Origin of the sequence: Desulfosporosinus sp. (assembly GCF_014237355.1) — a bacterium.
Taxonomy (GTDB): Bacteria; Bacillota; Desulfitobacteriia; order Desulfitobacteriales; family Desulfitobacteriaceae; genus Desulfosporosinus.
Map to the genome: position 1 here is coordinate 1,968 of NZ_JABZFS010000003.1, position 17,064 is coordinate 19,031.

Sequence of the window (17,064 nt, forward strand, 5' to 3'; positions counted from 1 at the left end):
GTTGGCGGAGGCGAGAGCGGAGGCAGAAGCACAAGCGAAAGCGGACGCGGAGGCGTTGGCGGAGGCGAGAGCGGAGGCAGAAGCGCGAGCGAAAGCGGATGCGGAGGCGCTGGCGGAGGCGAGAGCGCAGGCCGAAGTGCAAGCAAAGGCTTACGCAGAGGCGTTGGCAGAGGCGAGAGCGCAGGCAGAAGCGCAAGCGCAAGCGGATGCGGAGGCGTTGGCAGAGGCGAGAGCGCAGGCCGAAGCGCAAGCGAAAGCAGACGCGGAGGTGCTGGCAGAGGCGCGAGCGGAGGCGGAAGCACAAGCGAAAGCGGACGCAGAGGCGTTGGCGGAGGCGAGAGCGGAGGCGGAAGCACAAGCGAAAGCGGACGCAGAGGCGCTGGCCGAGGCGAGAGCGCAGGCCGAAGCGCAAGCAAAAGCGGACGCGGAGGCGTTGGCAGAGGCGAGAGCGCAGGCAGAAGCGCAAGCGAAAGCAGACGCGGAGGCGTTGGCAGAGGCGAGAGCGCAGGCCGAAGCGCAAGCAAAGGCGTACGCAGAGGCGTTGGCAGAGGCGAGAGCGGAGGCCGAAGCGCAGGCGAAAGCGGATGCGGAGGCGCTGGCGGAGGCAAGAGCGGAGGCAGAAGCGCGAGCGAAAGCGGATGCGGAGGCGCTGGCGGAGGCAAGAGCGGAGGCAGAAGCGCGAGCGAAAGCGGATGCGGAGGCGTTGGCGGAGGCGAGAGCACAAGCAGAAGCTCAGTCTAAGGCCCACGAGGAGGCCCTTGCTCAAGTAGAAATACATAAAGCAGAAGCGAAGGCTCTGGCAGAAGCATTAGCACAAGCCGAAGAACAAGCGAAGGCAGATGAACAGGCCCTGGCAGAAGCGCTGGCACAAGCCGAAACACAATCAAAAGCTGATGCGGTGGCTATTGCTGATGCCCTTGCCCAAGTTGACACAAAGTTAGAGGCTCTAATTAAGATAGAACGCCATGAACAAGTTATGCCAAAGATTAGCACGAATGATTGTATAGAACACGCACCTAAAGTTCCAGCATTATTAACATCTATTAACTCCAAGATTTCTCAAGTATTCGATGCCTCTCTTGTTCCTCAAGAGGCAGATCTTCTTAAAAGGGTTCTAAACAATCTCTTTCCAAAGAGTGCTGTCTATTGGAACAAAAGCCTAATGGGGGAGAATTTTCTGGCGCAAGTGGAAGATGTTTTGATTTACATTCATGGTCCCGAGAAACCGTTTAATCAAAAAAAGTTTAATAAGGCTGGATGGAAGGTCTTGGTTTGCACTAATGAAGATTTGGCATATCCTCGCAGATTGGAAAGAGAAATACGACAGATTCTTCGTTCAGGAAAGATGTCTCAGTCTTCGTAAAGTAAAAAGCAATACCAATTATTCTATTAGTTCTGAGATGTTTCCATATAGCATAGGTATGGTATCAGTAAAATACGACAATGCAGATGGATAAACGGTTCTTGACTTAAGGAAGTGACGTGCATGCTGACACCCAGCTTAGAAGACTATTTAGAGGAGATATATAGGTTTTCCCTATCTCTTGATACAGTCCGGGTAACGGACATCAGTAAAAAACTTAAAGTCGCTTTGCCTTCAGTAACAAAAGCTCTATATAAACTTCGAGATGAGAGTTATATAAAGTACGAACGATACGGAGAGATTCAACTAACGGATAGAGGAAAGGAATTCGGGTACTACTTAGTAACAAGAAACCAATTACTGCAGGAGTTTCTATGTCTAATAGGCAGCAAATGTAGTTTTGCAGCTGAGGCCGAAGCTATGGAACATTACCTTTCTACTGCAACAATTGATGCTATCAAAACCCTAGTGGAATTTATGAGAAGCAACCCTTCTTGTCTAAATGCCTATAAAACTTTTATAAAAATAAATGAAATAGAATAAAACAAGATATACACAAAGTTAATCCCTTACCTAAATAAAAGGTTGGGATTAACTTTTTTCATACTACCAAATCTATTTACGCTAAGCCAAAGAAATACACTGTCTGGGCTACGATAAAACATACTGCGAAGGCGATCACTGTAGGAATTATAAATCCCACGAAGGTCCATTTTTTACTTCCTGTTTCTTTGTACATCGATAATAAGGTTGTTGCACATGGCCAGTGTAGTAGGGCAAAAAGCATAGTGTTAAAAGCTGTTAACCAGGTCCAGCCGTTTGCGATCAGGATTTCTTTCAATTCTAACAAGCTTCCAAACTCAGTTAATTGCCCTGTTGCAAGATAGCTCATTAGTAAGATCGGTACTACTATTTCATTAGCCGGTAGCCCCAGGATAAAGGCCATAAGGATAAAACCATCTAGCCCAATGGCTTTCGCTAGAGGATTAAGGGCCCCAGCGATATATGCAATGACGCTTAGGTCACCAATATAGACATTGGCCATAATCCAAGTAATTGCTCCAGCCGGGGCTGCTATGACAATTGCCCGGCGCAAGACGAAAAGCGTGCGGTCAATAATCGAGCGGTATAAAACAGCACCAAACTTTGGTTTGCGATAAGGCGGGAGCTCTAACACGAAAGATGAGGGCTCTCCCTTAAGAATGGTACTGGACAAAATCCAGGATACCACAAAAGTAACCGCTACCCCTAGCAGGACTATGAGGGTTATTATTCCTGCCGCTTGAAGTGATTGTGAGAAGACTAGTGAGCTTGCCATGAAAATCGAAGCTATAGCGATAAGAGTTGGAAACCGTCCATTGCAGGGAACAAAATTATTGGTAAGTATGGCGATCAATCGCTCTCTGGGAGAATCTATAATCCGTGTCGATACCACTCCCGCGGCATTACAACCGAAACCCATACACATTGTCAAGCATTGTTTTCCGCAAGCTTTCGCCTTTTTAAACATGTTGTCAAGGTTAAAAGCCACTCGTGGCAGATAACCTAGATCTTCAAGGATAGTAAACAAAGGGAAGAAGATGGCCATCGGTGGAAGCATTACAGCAATTACCCAAGCCAAGGTACGATACATTCCTAAGACCAACACGCCATGCAGCCAAGCAGGGGCCTGCACAACCTCAAACCAGTGGGTAAGAATATCTTGAAAGGCGAAGAGAACCGCAGCAATCATTTGTGAGGGTATGTTTGCTCCTGCGATGGTTATCCAGAACACCGCTCCTAACAAGAGCAACATCAGTGGATAGCCAAAAACACGGGAAATAACTATTTGATCAATCTTATCTTTCCAGCTCTTTTGTCCAGAGACTTCTCTTATCACAACTTTTTGAACAATTTTTTCAGTGTATGAAAATATATCAGAAACTACACGGTCAGCTATGGGAGTTCCTGAAGCTAAACGTATATGTTCTGTTTCAGAGTGAATCTTCATTAGCGGATCCATTTTATTGTTTAACGTTGTCATAGTGTGAATTCTCTCCCTTGCTCTTTATGTGCAACCATTTGCTGAGTTTGCGTGGTTGCATAACGACTAATGGTCTTAATAAACGAAACGTCGCTATCTAATAAACGAAGTGCTAACCATTTCGGATTTACTATTCGTGCTAGACCTAATGCTTCAACCTTCGGCATAAGTATCTTAATTGCTTTCTCAACTTCTTCGGAATAGACAACTTGTTTAGGGGAAGCATTTACCTTCTCTACAGCCATGGTGTAGACAGCCTTTTGAAGTTCTTTAAGCCCTTCTCCATTCCTTGCTGCCGTGGGAATAATAGGAACACCCAGCTCTTTTTCTAATTCTTTAAAATCAATTTTTAACTTTTTCTTCCTTGCTTCATCGATTAAATTTACACATATAATAACGTTTGATGTTATCTCCATCACTTGCATTGCTAAGTTAAGATTTCGTTCTAAAGACGTCGCATCGAGCACTACAATGGTCGCGTCAGGTTGACCAAAACAAATAAAATCTCTGGCAATCTCTTCTTCAACAGTATGAGCGAGCAAAGAATAAGTCCCTGGTAAATCGACTAATAGAAACGATTTATCTTTATATGAGTACTTCCCTTGTGCATTATCAACAGTTTTTCCTGGCCAGTTGCCCGTATGTTGATGTAAACCTGTAAGCGTATTGAACACGGTGCTTTTTCCGACATTTGGATTCCCAGCTAGTGCGATCACATACTGTTCACCGGATGTTTTGATCCCAAAATGTTCCCGCATAATGCGCCCAGGAGCTTGAAGCACCTTAGAAGAGTCCCTTGAGTCTCTTATTTCTATATTCATGTTTTTCACCCCAATATTTATTTGAACATCTAGATAGTATCAAGTTAAACCTGTTCAACGTTAATTAATCTAGCATCTTCACTCCGCAATGCAATTACGGTATCCCGAACTAAATACGCAATGGGATCTCCGGCTGGGGCTCTTCCTATGCAGGTAAGAATCGTCCCTGGAACAATACCCATGTCAAGGATTCGGCGGCGGAGCAACCCTTTTACTTCCAAGTGCACAACACTTGATGTCTGACCGAGTTTCAGTGTAGATAAGGGTATGGACAGTTTTCCCATCTTATGAAATCTCCTTTCAAGAACTGTTAGTCTAAGGCAACTTTTGAACTATCTAATATTAAGTCGTTTTAAGTAAAGGTTTTGAAATACTATATTTAAACGAGAATCAGAGTGTTACCTTAGTTTTGTGGTAATGTTTTCAACAAAAAAAGCAAGCTCATTAACTAAGCTTGCTTTTTTGACGGACGCGTAGAGTTTTACTTATTTCAATCCACATTTCAGTGTCATCCGTCAGACGAAAATAAGTGGCATCTTTTTTGAAGGTATTTAAACAACTTATGAAGAATGAGTGAGAAAATGATTTGTATGAAAACCCCAAATTGTATCAAAATGGAGGTTAGGGATATGAAATTAGCAGATAAAGTTGCTATGGTTACAGGTGGTGGAACGGGTATTGGAAAGAGTGTTGCTATAGCCCTAGCGTTAGAGGGGGCAAAGGTCATAGTTATAGGTCGTCGCTTGGCACCTCTGCAGGAAACTGTTGACGAAATCGTTAAAGCTGGCGGGGAAGCGTTAGCTGTCTCAACAGATATTACGAAAATAGATGAGATCAAGCAAGCCCTTCAGAAGGTCAAGGAACGCTGGGGTAGATTAGATGTTCTGGTAAACAATGCAGGATCTGGCTTGCGTAAGGCTTTCCTAGAGATTTCCTTAGAGGAACTCGATGATCTCTATAATGTCGATTTACGTGGAGTATTCGCTGTTACTCAGGTTATGGTTCCCTTACTAAAGGAAGCTGGTGGAGGAAGTATCATAAATATTGCCTCGATTTTAGGAGTCACGGGAAGTCCTAATTTTACCTCCTATTGTGCCATGAAAGGTGGGGTTGTCAATCTAAGCCGAGCCTTGGCTGCAGAACTCGGACCGGAAATTCGAGTGAATTGCTTATGCCCTGCCCATATCGTAACACCCATGACACAGAGTAAACATGATCGTTGGGTAGCAACCGGAAAAGCTGATGCCCTTATACGTCGCTTCCCTATGAAACGAATTGGCTCAGTTGAAGATATGAATGGCAGTGTGATCTTCTTTGCCTCGGATGATTCCCAGTGGATCACCGGTCAGATTTTAACCATAGATGGTGGTTTGGATTGTTACATCTAGCCCAACTAACGTATTTAATGAGTTTTTAATCTAGTTTTAATATAAAGTTCACGGATTGTTCACCAAATAGGAAAGATTTAGTAGTAAACTAAAGATATGGTTAAGCAATCTCAGTCGATGTTGATCAAAGAAAGGAGAGAAGTACAGCTAACAGTTGTACGATTAAGTGAGACATTTTAATTATCTAACTAAAGAGGGTATACAATCTACCTTCTTTAAAGCTCCGGAGTTTTTTGATAAAAAGACTCCCCGAGGGGTTCTTTCTCATGCACTTGGTGCGTCATTATATATGCCAGGGACTAGGGAAACCATAGCAGGGGATATCATCTCCCAAAAGAATCGGGGACTTGCCTCAACAGTGTTTTGTTTGGAAGATTCAATAGGGGATACTGAAGTTCCCTACGCAGAGGAGAATCTTACGAACCAAGTCAAAAAGATATATCAGGCCTTTAACAATGAAGAGATTGAGGATGCTAATCTACCTCTTATCTTCATTAGGGTTCGCAATCCGGAACAGATTTTAAGACTAACAGAGAAAATGGGTGATAGCGCAAAACTCATTACTGGTTTTATCTTTCCAAAATTCACCTCGGAAAGTAATGAGTACTTCGAAGCTATTAAGACTATTAATCATGAATCAACAGGGCCTTTTTATGGAATGCCGATCATAGAAAGCACTCAAGCTATTTATCGGGAATCACGGCTTCATGAATTAATGGAAACAAAGCGGCTCTTAGATTCCTATCATGATTTAGTCTTAAACGTTCGAATCGGAGCAACCGATTTTTCGGGTTATTATGGTATTCGTCGGGGACCTGATGTTACCATTTACGATATTACGGTGATACGTGACTGCATCGCAGATATTATTAATGTTTTTGGACGTGTTGAAAGCGATTATGTAGTTTCTGGACCTGTATGGGAGTACTTCTCAAATGGAGGGAGAGTGCTCAAACCCCAGCTTCGCAAGAGTCCCTTTGAGGAATTTCATGACATTCATGGGAATAATCGAACAAAGATTAGAAGCCAGCTTTTAAATAAATATGTTGACGGGTTAATTCGTGAAGTAATTTTGGACAAAGAAAATGGGATTATTGGAAAAACTATTATTCATCCCAGTCATATTATTCCGGTTCAATCCCTCTACATCGTTGGACATGAAGAATATTTAGATGCTTTAAGTATTCTTGAAAATAGTAATGGCTTGCAGGGCGTTATGAAAAGTCATTATACTAATAAGATGAATGAAATTAAACCACATTATAACTGGGCCCAAAAAATCTTGCTCAGAGCAAGGAATTATGGAGTGTTTCATGAACAACACAATTTCATCAGCCTCTTCACCGAGGATATTCACCTATGATCTAGAAGGGCAAAAGCTATCCGTTCTTCCGAAACGTAATCCCTTTGATCTAGAGCTTCAGGTACTGTTTTCTTTAGCGGCTAGAAAGAACAAGAAGCGAGGGTTTTTATTTGTAAGCAACGTTCTAGGCAAACATGTGCCTGTTAATCCTTTCCTACCTCTGCTTACAGGGGTTGCTCTTGCTGTTCAATTCATGAGTAGAATACATAACCTGAATCATGTCGACACCCAAGATATTGTAAAGGCTCTCAAGATGAAGGCGGATCCGAGAAAGGTTTATGAAGCGGTACTCACAAAACCGCGCTTCGTACTGCCTGAGGATACGTTATTTATAGGCTTTGCAGAAACAGCAACAGCCTTAGGACATGCCGTATTCAGTGTGTTTGACAATGCGCATTACCTTCATACAACTCGTGATCAGATCCCCTTTTTGCCCGCAGAACTTAATTTTAATGAAGATCATTCTCATGCGGTTAACCATCGGTGCTATCCTGAAGATCCAGAGTTTTTTAGAAATCCCAAAACTATTGTGCTGATTGACGATGAGATTACGACTGGAAACACAGCTTTAAATATTATTAGGGCAATCAATGTTAAATTTCCAAAAACCAATTATGTCGTTCTATCTCTTTTAGATTGGAGAACGGCAAAGGATCGGGCCAATTATAGAGAATTAGAGCAACAACTCGATCTTAGAATTGACACAATTTCGTTGTTAGAAGGGGAAATAGAGGTAAGCGGTGAACCCTTTTGTGAACAAATTGATCAATTGGACCTGGTTTCAGACTCCTATATCCCGGATGAGTTCAAGGTTACTGAAGACTATAAGTTTCTAAACCTACCAGATGTGATCTCGGTTTTTTCTGTTGATTCCACAGGATATCAAAGCCCTTCACCCTATTTAAAACTAACTGGGAGATTTGGCCTTTCGAGTAGGGAAAACCAGGAGCTTTTGACCTTAGCAAGGGACATCGGTAAAGCGCTTAAGGGTGACAGGGTAGGGAAAAAGACCCTTTGCCTAGGAACGGGTGAATTCATGTATTTTCCTATGCTCATATCGGCCTATATGGGGAAGGGCATATGTTATCATTCTACAACAAGGAGTCCTATCTATCCCTTTCCTAAACCGCAATACGGAATTCAAAATGGGTTTTCCTATCCGTGTCCTGACGATCCGGGGATTACTAATTTTGTGTATAATGTCCCCTTAATGCATTATGATGAGGCGTATTTGTTTCTTGAAAGGGAAGTTAGTCGCGAGCGATTAATGCCCATGCTAGAGGTCTTTCGTAAGTTAGGTATTCCTCGCTTAGTTTTAGTGATAGGAACTTCTATTAAGTCTTATTACACCTCAAGGGCAATGTCATCCTGAAGGAGGGACGAGATCCTTCGTTAGTTGACTCATGTGATTTAATATAAAGTCTCAAAAAGATATGGAAAAGAGGTGACCGTTTGATGAAAGATAATCTCTTCGCACATCCTATTCCTCACCCTGTACCAATGGGGTGCTACAGCCCTAAGGATGTGATTTTTTTACTCAAGAATCTCAATGGGTTATTGGCGGAGACAGATCTTAAGACTCGCGAGCGAATCATTCAGTCTGGCGGTCATTATTCAGAAATGCTGCCCATCGAATATGAACCAACCCAAGAATACCTAGATCTTTTTCACCAGACCCTCCGGGAAAGTGCTGGTAAAGTTGCTCAAGCAGTGGGGATTGTTTCAGAGCGAATTATAAAGAAGAACGGCTCAAAGATGGTGCTTGTTTCGCTCGCGCGGGCAGGTACCCCGATTGGAATTCTGGTTAAGCGTTATCTTTTAGAAATCAAGGGCTTAGACTTACCTCACTATAGTATTTCAATTATTCGGGGTAAAGGTATCGATGAAAACGCACTGATATATATCCTTCAGAATCACAGGGACGCAAAAATTCAGTTCATTGATGGCTGGACTGGCAAAGGTGCTATAACTGAGGTCTTGAGAAAGGCCTGTGCGGAGTTCAATATTAAGTACGAGGTTGAATTAGATGATGATTTAGCAGTCCTTGCAGATCCGGGTTACTGTGTTAAAACTTTTGGAACGAGAGAAGACTTCCTTATCCCCAGTGCGTGTTTGAATTCAACTGTTTCCGGGTTGGTAAGTCGAACCGTATGTCGCGGGGATCTCATTGGGGAAAGGGATTTTCACGGGGCTAGATTTTATGAAGAACTACGCAAGGTGGAAGTCTCTAATCATTTCGTGGATACTATTGCTAAGGAGTTTAAAATGCTGAAACTACCAACCTCTGCATATAAAAACGACTATGAGCAAGAAGAGGTTTCATGGCAAGGGCTGAAATCCTTAACCAATATCAAGGAAACTTATGGGATTAGAGATATTAACTTTATTAAACCTGGTATTGGTGAAACAACCAGAGTTCTTTTAAGACGCTTACCGGAAAGGGTGCTGGTGGATAGTATTAAGAACAAAAACCTAAAACATATTATGCTGTTGTGTGAGGATAAAGGGGTTCCGGTTGAGGAGTATCCTCATCTTACTTATTCCTGTTGCGGCATAGTGAAGCAGATATCATGACAATTAAGAAGATGTTTGCCAGCGATCTTGACCAAACGTTAATTTATTCCTACCGTTCATTTATCAATGAAACCATTGTAGAAGAAATCAAACCCGTTGAATGGTTTGAGGATCGCTATATCTCGTATATGACGGAAAGAACCCTAAGCAAATTACAGCAGCTTTCTCGGGAATTAGTTTTTGTGCCCGTAACAACTCGAACAAAACTTCAATACGAGCGGATTAATTTTTGTCAATATGATATCTCATATGAATACGCAGTGACGAGTAATGGTGGGAGAATATTCCATAGAGGGGTTGAAGATCCAGACTGGATGCGACGGGTCTCCGCTGGCAGAAAAGATTGTTTGGCCTTTGAGGATCTTTTCGCGAAGTTTAATGAAATCAGGCATTCTTCATGGGTTCACCAAGATTCCGGTAAACTAGCGGATGACTTATTCTTTTACTGTTTAATTGAACGTGAAATGATTCCGGCTGCAGAGTTAGCTGCATTTAAACTCTGGGCGGAGGATAACAACTGGGAGTTATCAGTTCAAGGCAGAAAACTATATTTAGTACCCTTCAATGTCAACAAGGCAGCGGCTATCCAGTATATCCGGGCAAAGGAAGGAATTGATCAGGTTGTAGCCGCCGGAGATTCATTATTGGATCTTGATATGCTTATAGCAGCGGATTTTGCTATAGCACCAGCTCATGGAGAACTTTATTCGCAATATTTACAGAAGATTTTAGGCCTGGAGAAGATTGGATTTACTAAGAAAAGTGGAATTAATGCTGGAGAAGAGATTCTTAACTATGTGGCTGAACCACTGTCCCAAGAGAGTGTGGTATAAAACTATTATTTATTGTACAATATATAATGGTAAACATTGGTTGGAGAGAAAAAAACAGGCCTTAGGGAAGGTGAATAATTGAACATCCACTGAGAGATGGGGGTGTCCTCGTAAAGTTAGTTCAGATTACTAGGTATTAAACTAAACGAATTAGCATTGATTAAATTTACTAAGATGTGAAAGTTATGTGAACATTACAATTTAAGTATTTCTCCAAAGGTTTCCTATGATAAAATACTAGTATTCCATTATTTTCACCAATTACCATGTGAAGATAAAGGAAAAAGTGAAGGTAGAGAAATTAGATGATATATTTCAGGTTCTGCCCTGAAAATAAGTTTAGGTTAATGTCATCCTTGAGCGATAGCGAAGAATCTAGGACTTAAGATTCTTCACTTCGTTCAGAATGCCAAAAGCGCACTGGATTTTTCATTCATCAGTGGTGCAGCGGCATGGGTGTCTGATAGTATAAAGAAAACCTGGCTTCGCCGAGCCTTAGCGAAAGCGAGCGGTTGGTTGCACTTATGCTAGATAAGTATTAAAAAGGAGGATATATAGTGGGAATTAATTTGCAAAAAGGGCAAAAAATTGACTTAACTAAGGGAAATCCCGGTTTATCTAAAATCATGGTTGGTTTAGGATGGGACGAAGTGTCCAAACCGAAATCAGGGGGGCTCCTTGGAGGACTTTTTGGTGGAGGTGGAGGGGGTGCTGCAATTGACTGTGATGCTTCTGCGCTCCTTCTCGACGCTCAAGATAAGCTTACTTCGAAAGATCGATTAGTCTACTTTGGCAATCTGCAAAGTGGCGACAAAAGCGTAAAACACAGTGGAGATAACCTTACCGGCGCAGGTGATGGCGACGATGAACAAATTCACGTGGACTTGAGCAGCGTTCCTAGCTCTGTACAGAAGATCGTCTTCGTCGTTAATATTTACGATAGTGTGAAGCGTAAACAAGACTTTGGTTTAATTGCCAATGCCTTTATCAGGGTAGTAAATCCAGTCAATGGGCAAGAATTTTGTCGATATAATTTAACCGACAACTACGCCGGTAAAACCAGCTTAGTGGTGGCAGAAGTCTATCGTCACAGTAATGAATGGAAATTCGCAGCGATTGGCCAAGGTACAAATGACGCATCCTTGAGTGAACTCATCCGTCGATATCAATAATTTTAAAGGGGGATATTACAATGGCAATTAGTTTGCAAAAAGGGCAAAAGGTAGATCTTACTAAATCAAATCCGGGTCTCACGCAGATTATTATTGGTCTGGGCTGGGACGTCAACAAGTATGATGGCGGCAAAGATTTTGACTTAGATTCCTCGGTATTCTTATTAAATGCTGATGGAAAAGTCACCAATGAAAAGAACTTCGTCTTTTTTAACAACCCACAGAGCCCTGACGGTTCAGTGAACCATACTGGCGACAACCGTTCTGGTGCTGGTGACGGGGATGATGAGCAAATCAAAGTTGACTTAGCAAAGGTCGCTGGTGATGTTTCTAAGGTTACTTTTACAATTACAATCCATGAAGCTCAAGAACGCAATCAAAATTTTGGACAAGTTTCCAACGCTTACGTACGTGTTCTGAATGAAGCATCAGGGGAAGAATTAATCCGGTATGACCTCGGTGAAGATTTCTCTGTTGAAACTGCAATCGTTGTCGGTGAGCTCTATCGCCACAATACAGAATGGAAGTTCAATGCAATCGGTAGTGGTTACCAAAACGGATTAGCTGGCTTGTGCAAAGATTTCGGCTTAGACGTATAATTCCAGAGGTCGGAAGTCGGATGCCAGATGCCAGAGGTCAGATAACACATGCCTGAGGTGAGAGGTAAGGTTATCTGAAAACTCGGACTGAAAACTGAGCCTATGAATTGATCCTATGACTATGTCTAAATGAAATTGAGGTGTTTTTATGGCAGTCATTAGTCTTCAAAAAGGACAAAAGATTGACTTAACTAAGGGAAACCCAGGTCTTACAAAAATCATCGTCGGATTAGGTTGGGATACCAATAAGTATTCTGGTGGATCTGATTTTGACCTTGATGCTTCGGTATTTCTGCTGGATAAAAATGGCCGAGCTGGAGGTCTGGAAGATTTCATCTATTATAATAATCTTGTTGGCGGTAATGGCTCAGTGACACATACTGGTGATAACCTCACTGGTGAAGGCGATGGAGATGACGAGCAAATTAAGGTTGATCTACCCGCAGTACCTGCTCATGTTGACAAAATTGCTTTCACGGTTACCATTCATGAAGCAGCTCAAAGATCACAAAACTTTGGTCAAGTATCCAATGCCTTTGTACGAGTTGTCAACGAGGCTAACGGACAGGAAGTCATGCGCTATGACCTAGGAGAAGACTTCTCGGTAGAAACAGCACTTGTCGTTTGCGAACTCTATCGTCACCAAGGGGAATGGAAGTTCAATGCTGTAGGCAGCGGTTTCTCAGGGGGACTAGCCGCCCTTTGCGGAAACTATGGTTTACAAGTAGGCTAAAAATTCAAGGCTGATAAAAAGAAGCGCTCATCGATTTGAGCGCTTCTTTTCTGTGACGTTTTCCATTTAAAAATCTATATCTAAGTCCTTTATCTTACGGTAGAGCGTATTTCGCCCAATCCCAAGCAGCTTAGCGGCTGGCGCGATTTTTCCTTTGGTTTGGTTGAGGGCGTAGATAATTGCCTGTTTAGTTTGTTGATTGAGTAAGGGTTCGCTTGAAGCTTCATTTTTCCTCATGCTTTGAATTATTTCATTCGGTAAATCGTCGATAGTTAGAATTGGTCCCTCGGCTAAAGCCACCATACTTTCAATACAGTTCTCCAATTCTCTAACATTACCCGGCCAGGAATGGGACAATAAATATGGATATACATCCTCATGAACACCTAGTGGAGGAAGTTCAAGGGATTTACATGTTTTATCAATAAAAAACGGTACTAAGTCCCGAATATCTTCAAGACGTTCACGGAGTGGAGGCAACTCTAAAGTGACGACTTTCAGACGATAGTATAAATCCAGACGGAATTTTTCTGCTAAGACTAAGGCGTTCAAATCTTTATGTGTGGCCGCTATGACTCGTACGTCAATTTTAACGGCTTTTGTATCTCCTATCCGAGAAACTTCCTTTTCTTGAAGTACCCGAAGGAGGGCAACTTGGACATTTAAGGGCATATCTCCAATTTCATCGAGGAAAATTGTTCCCTTATTAGCCTGTTCGAATTTACCGGGTTTTCCACCTCGGCGTGCTCCTGTAAAGGCACCTTCGACATATCCGAATAACTCACTCTCGATGAGGGAAGTAGGGAGTGAAGCGCAGTTCAAGGCGACAAATGGACCTTTGCTGCGCGAGCTCAGTTGATGAATCGTCTGAGAAATTATTTCCTTGCCGGTTCCGCTTTCGCCATGAATAAGCACGGAAGAATGGGTTGAGGCAATTTTAGAAGCTCGTGCCAGGGTTCGCTGTGAAAGCTGGCTGTTTCCAACCCATAAGGTATTAGTCAAGGAGGCTTCCTTTGAAATTTGTAAAGTTCCCACCGCACCAAGTGATTGCCCCGATTCGTTGACGACCTGACTTAAGTGAGAGGTGATCTCTTTCCCGGAGCGATCCTTGATATGGAGGTTCAAAGAATGTCCGTTTAACATCCATCCTTTTGGTGTACTAAAAACTTCTCCAGCGTGTTGCCCAATGACGTCTTCTTGTCTACGTCCTAGAAGTCCAGCACCGTATGCGTTGATGTTTGTAATGATGCCATTGTGATCAATGGTCAAAAATCCTTGTTGAAGGAGTGAGGAAGCTAACTTAGAACCTTCTTGGTAAAACTTGAGTTGATTTTCCAGCTCGAAAAGGCGTAGGTTTTTTTCGATCATACTTGCGCCCATCATGGCAATATTTAAAATTTTTTGGCGGTCTGGAATGGCTTCACCGCTGATATCTAGAACCCCGAGAGGGAAACCTTGGCTGTCTTGGATTGGGGCGGCCCAACAAGCTAAAAAGTGATTATCGTGGACAAAGTGTTCCCAACCAAAAACAGACGTGGGAGCATTATCACGGAGAGCAGTACCAATAGCGTTTGTGCCTCGAATTTCCTCACGCCAACTAGCACCGGGGCTTAAATTTACTTTTTGGGCTTTACTCATAAAAGGAGCATCTCCTACGGCCTCCATGATATAGCCTTCGTTATCCCCCAACAAAACAGTATAATTGGTATTTCCCAGCAAGCTGAAAATGTAAGGTAAAACAGGTTCGCTCGCTCGGATTAAGGATTCTTGAGAGTCTCGGCGCTCGTTGAGGCGTGCAGTTGTGAGAATGTCTTGGTTTGACACTAGCGTATGGTTTACCTGATATTTTAGACTTCTCTGCCAGGAACGATAGATGGAAGGGGTTACTTCTGATTCAACACTCTCTCCTTTTATAAAACGCTTCCACTGATTATCCATACGTCTCTTCTCATCTCCTTACTAAGCATTGTTTTCCTTACATTTGACAGAATAACATACCTGTTTTGATGAAACAACAAGCAGAGGGAAGTTAGGTTGGGGGAAAGTGTTCCGTTTTGGAACATAGTTAAGATTAAAGTTGATCAAATACGGAACAACTAATAAACTTTATAAACTTAAAGCAAACGTCTAACATTGCATATCTAATAATTAGAATGCGATTTAATTGGTTTTTATTTAGTTTAGTTAGTTTTAGTTTGTTACTAAGGGAATGCTGATTTAATTAATTTTAAATTTTAAATTTTTAACATATGGCATGTTAATTGCTATATAATTTAGATTAGGATCACTTTAGGGACGGGCAGTTTTGAATTATCCCTAAAAGAATATTGAAAAAAATGAAACGAGGAGGAAGATTCATGGGTGGATATACGGGAAAAGTATTGCGTGTCAATCTTACGGAAGGAAAAACAAGCACTGAACCTTTAAACATGGAACTTGCGAGGAAATATTTAAGCGGGCGCGGGCTAGCAGGGAAAATGTTTGCAGATGAGGTAGCCGCAGATGTTGATGCGCTTTCTCCTGAGAACAAATTGTTTATTGCTACTGGAGCACTCACAGGCACGAACGCTCCAACGTCTGGTCGTTATGTGGTGGTGACGAAGTCCCCTCTCAATGGCGTAATCGCTTCTTCCAACTCTGGAGGACAATGGGGAGCCCATCTTAAGTTTGCTGGATATGACATGGTGATCTTAGAAGGTAAAGCTGATCGTCCAGTTTATATAAGTATTCAGGATGATGTTGTGGAAATTAAGGATGCCGCGCATGTATGGGGCAAAGATGTTTATGCCACAACAGAAACCTTAAAGCAGGAATTTGGAGATGACAAAGCTAAGGTCTTATCCATCGGACCTGCAGGAGAGAACCTTTCTTTAATATCAGCAGTCATGAATGATCTATATAGAGCAGCAGGGCGTAGTGGAGTCGGTGCTGTCATGGGGTCGAAAAATGTTAAAGCAATTCTGGTCCGTGGAACTGGTAAGGTAGAAAATGCCAATGCTGATGTGATGAAAAATGTCTTGAGCTCAGCTTTAGGCAAACTTAGGGAAAATGGTGTAACTGGCCAAGGGCTTCCCACCTACGGAACGGCTGTCCTTGTCAATATTATTAATGAAACTGGTATTTACCCGGTTAATAACTTCCAAGAATCTTATGATTCCCAGGCAGACCTCATCAGCGGAGAAACTATGACCGCAAATCACTTAATCAAAAAAGATCCATGCTATCGCTGTCCTATTGCCTGTGGCCGTTATAGCAAATGGGAAGGCGGAGAAGGCGCTGGACCAGAGTATGAAACTGTATGGGTGTTTGGCTCAAACTCAGGTATTCACGATTTTGATGCGATTCATAAGGCCAACGACTGGTGTAATAGACTAGGGTTAGATACTATTTCTGTCGGTGCTACCATTGCAGCGGGTATGGAATTGGTACAGAGGGGCTATATTAAGCCTGAAGAGCTGGATGGTACACCACTTGAGTTTGGTAATGCAGCCGGAATGGTCGAGTGGGTGCGCAAAATTGGTTACGCTGAAGGTTTGGGTGCCAAAATGGCCTTGGGTTCTTATCGCTTAGCGGAAAGCTATGGCGCACCAGAGTTATCAATGACTGTGAAAAAATTAGAAATCCCAGCCTATGATCCACGTGGCGTACAAGGTCAAGGCCTCCAATTTGCTACGAGTAATCGTGGTGGATGTCACGTTCGTGGGTATATGATTTCTCCAGAAGTCTTAGGTTTACCTGAAAAACTTGATCGTAATTCCCTCGAGGGCAAAGCAACTTGGGTTAAGATATTCCAAGACCTAACAGCCGTTATTGACTCCCTTGGTCTATGTTTATTCTCTTCCTTCGCGCTAGGTCTTTCTGACTACGCAGCACTCGTTAATGCTGTGACTGGTGCAAATTATACAGACGAAGAGCTCCTCGCCTGCGGAGAGAGAATTTGGAACAACGAACGCTTACACAATTTACGTGTCGGATACTCTGCGGCGGAGGATACACTACCCAAACGTTTATTGAACGATCCTATCGTGGATGGCCCTTCGAAAGGACAAACACTCAAGCTAGCAGAGCTTCTGCCTCAGTATTATGCCGAACGTGGATGGGACGGAGCTGGCGTTCCGAAGCCAGAGCTTTTAACTAAGCTTGGAATGTAGAACTTAACGTGAGTTAGATGTTCAGGTGCAAACTTCGATTATAG

15 protein-coding genes are annotated in these 17,064 nt (G+C 42.7%); 11 read left to right on the top strand and 4 right to left on the bottom strand.

The genetic code is table 11. From position 1 onward, the window contains the following. Positions 1–268: 268 nt before the first annotated feature. Together HGJ98_RS00510 and HGJ98_RS00515 are read left to right on the top strand one after the other, a co-directional pair. Positions 269–1,363: a hypothetical protein gene (locus tag HGJ98_RS00510; protein ID WP_291349035.1), complete on the top strand. Its 1,095-nt coding sequence runs from the start codon at positions 269–271 to the stop codon at positions 1,361–1,363. Between the two features lie 123 nt (positions 1,364–1,486). Continuing rightward, the gene (locus HGJ98_RS00515) at positions 1,487–1,906 is read left to right on the top strand and encodes an iron dependent repressor, metal binding and dimerization domain protein (RefSeq protein WP_291349036.1); all 420 of its coding nucleotides are present in this window, start codon (positions 1,487–1,489) and stop codon (positions 1,904–1,906) included. Between the two features lie 76 nt (positions 1,907–1,982). Here the strand turns inward: HGJ98_RS00515 and HGJ98_RS00520 are convergent, their stop codons facing one another. Genes HGJ98_RS00520 through HGJ98_RS00530 form a run of 3 tightly spaced genes read right to left on the bottom strand, consistent with a single transcriptional unit; the run spans position 1,983 to position 4,491 of the window. Continuing rightward, complete coding sequence (locus tag HGJ98_RS00520; RefSeq protein ID WP_291349037.1) at positions 1,983–3,386, bottom strand: nucleoside recognition domain-containing protein; 1,404 nt, start codon at positions 3,384–3,386, stop codon at positions 1,983–1,985. Then, positions 3,383–4,207: a FeoB small GTPase domain-containing protein gene (locus HGJ98_RS00525; protein ID WP_291349038.1), complete on the bottom strand. Its 825-nt coding sequence runs from the start codon at positions 4,205–4,207 to the stop codon at positions 3,383–3,385. The genes HGJ98_RS00520 and HGJ98_RS00525 overlap by 4 nt, the downstream gene beginning before the upstream one ends. Positions 4,208–4,251: 44 nt before the next feature. Beyond that, a complete protein-coding gene (locus tag HGJ98_RS00530) occupies positions 4,252–4,491 on the bottom strand; it encodes a FeoA family protein (protein ID WP_291349039.1) in 240 nt (79 codons plus the stop codon). 345 nt (positions 4,492–4,836) lie between these two features. Between HGJ98_RS00530 and HGJ98_RS00535 the strand changes: the two genes are divergently transcribed. The 8 genes from HGJ98_RS00535 to HGJ98_RS00570 all read left to right on the top strand — a co-directional run bounded on the left by HGJ98_RS00535 (position 4,837) and on the right by HGJ98_RS00570 (position 12,869). Continuing rightward, positions 4,837–5,595, top strand: coding sequence for an SDR family NAD(P)-dependent oxidoreductase (locus HGJ98_RS00535; protein WP_291349040.1), 759 nt, complete (start codon positions 4,837–4,839; stop codon positions 5,593–5,595). Positions 5,596–5,761: 166 nt separating this feature from the next. Beyond that, positions 5,762–6,958: an HpcH/HpaI aldolase/citrate lyase family protein gene (locus HGJ98_RS00540; protein WP_291349041.1), complete on the top strand. Its 1,197-nt coding sequence runs from the start codon at positions 5,762–5,764 to the stop codon at positions 6,956–6,958. Continuing rightward, positions 6,909–8,330 (top strand): phosphoribosyltransferase family protein, encoded by a 1,422-nt coding sequence (locus HGJ98_RS00545; RefSeq protein WP_291349042.1) that lies wholly within the window; start codon positions 6,909–6,911, stop codon positions 8,328–8,330. Before HGJ98_RS00540 ends, HGJ98_RS00545 begins: the two co-directional genes overlap by 50 nt. An 83-nt stretch (positions 8,331–8,413) precedes the next feature. Then, positions 8,414–9,532 (top strand): cysteine protease StiP family protein, encoded by a 1,119-nt coding sequence (locus HGJ98_RS00550; protein WP_291349043.1) that lies wholly within the window; start codon positions 8,414–8,416, stop codon positions 9,530–9,532. Next, positions 9,505–10,365, top strand: a complete 861-nt coding sequence (locus HGJ98_RS00555; RefSeq protein WP_291349044.1) for an HAD family hydrolase — start codon at positions 9,505–9,507, stop codon at positions 10,363–10,365. The genes HGJ98_RS00550 and HGJ98_RS00555 overlap by 28 nt, the downstream gene beginning before the upstream one ends. A gap of 557 nt (positions 10,366–10,922) precedes the next feature. Then, a complete protein-coding gene (locus HGJ98_RS00560) occupies positions 10,923–11,537 on the top strand; it encodes a TerD family protein (RefSeq protein WP_291349045.1) in 615 nt (204 codons plus the stop codon). A gap of 20 nt (positions 11,538–11,557) precedes the next feature. Next, positions 11,558–12,136, top strand: coding sequence for a TerD family protein (locus HGJ98_RS00565; protein ID WP_291349046.1), 579 nt, complete (start codon positions 11,558–11,560; stop codon positions 12,134–12,136). 148 nt (positions 12,137–12,284) lie between these two features. Then, entirely contained in the window at positions 12,285–12,869 is a 585-nt protein-coding gene (locus HGJ98_RS00570; RefSeq protein WP_291349047.1) for a TerD family protein, read from the top strand. Positions 12,870–12,935: 66 nt separating this feature from the next. Here the strand turns inward: HGJ98_RS00570 and HGJ98_RS00575 are convergent, their stop codons facing one another. After that, on the bottom strand, positions 12,936–14,807 hold the full coding sequence (locus HGJ98_RS00575) for a sigma-54-dependent Fis family transcriptional regulator (protein WP_291349048.1): 1,872 nt from the start codon (positions 14,805–14,807) through the stop codon (positions 12,936–12,938). 419 nt (positions 14,808–15,226) lie between these two features. On the opposite strand from HGJ98_RS00575, the gene HGJ98_RS00580 reads away from it, so the two are divergent. Next, positions 15,227–17,020, top strand: a complete 1,794-nt coding sequence (locus HGJ98_RS00580; RefSeq protein ID WP_291349049.1) for an aldehyde ferredoxin oxidoreductase family protein — start codon at positions 15,227–15,229, stop codon at positions 17,018–17,020. Positions 17,021–17,064 lie beyond the last annotated feature (44 nt).

Excerpts from the sequence above, each read along its gene's own strand:
- HGJ98_RS00575 (WP_291349048.1), bottom strand. The coding sequence starts at position 14,807 with ATGGATAATCAGTGGAAGCGTTTTATAAAAGGAGAGAGTGTTGAATCA.
- HGJ98_RS00515 (WP_291349036.1), top strand. The coding sequence starts at position 1,487 with ATGCTGACACCCAGCTTAGAAGACTATTTAGAGGAGATATATAGGTTT.
- HGJ98_RS00520 (WP_291349037.1), bottom strand. The coding sequence starts at position 3,386 with ATGACAACGTTAAACAATAAAATGGATCCGCTAATGAAGATTCACTCT.
- HGJ98_RS00550 (WP_291349043.1), top strand. The coding sequence starts at position 8,414 with ATGAAAGATAATCTCTTCGCACATCCTATTCCTCACCCTGTACCAATG.
- HGJ98_RS00535 (WP_291349040.1), top strand. The coding sequence starts at position 4,837 with ATGAAATTAGCAGATAAAGTTGCTATGGTTACAGGTGGTGGAACGGGT.
- HGJ98_RS00580 (WP_291349049.1), top strand. The coding sequence starts at position 15,227 with ATGGGTGGATATACGGGAAAAGTATTGCGTGTCAATCTTACGGAAGGA.
- HGJ98_RS00565 (WP_291349046.1), top strand. The coding sequence starts at position 11,558 with ATGGCAATTAGTTTGCAAAAAGGGCAAAAGGTAGATCTTACTAAATCA.
- HGJ98_RS00530 (WP_291349039.1), bottom strand. The coding sequence starts at position 4,491 with ATGGGAAAACTGTCCATACCCTTATCTACACTGAAACTCGGTCAGACA.
- HGJ98_RS00570 (WP_291349047.1), top strand. The coding sequence starts at position 12,285 with ATGGCAGTCATTAGTCTTCAAAAAGGACAAAAGATTGACTTAACTAAG.
- HGJ98_RS00525 (WP_291349038.1), bottom strand. The coding sequence starts at position 4,207 with ATGAATATAGAAATAAGAGACTCAAGGGACTCTTCTAAGGTGCTTCAA.
- HGJ98_RS00545 (WP_291349042.1), top strand. The coding sequence starts at position 6,909 with ATGAACAACACAATTTCATCAGCCTCTTCACCGAGGATATTCACCTAT.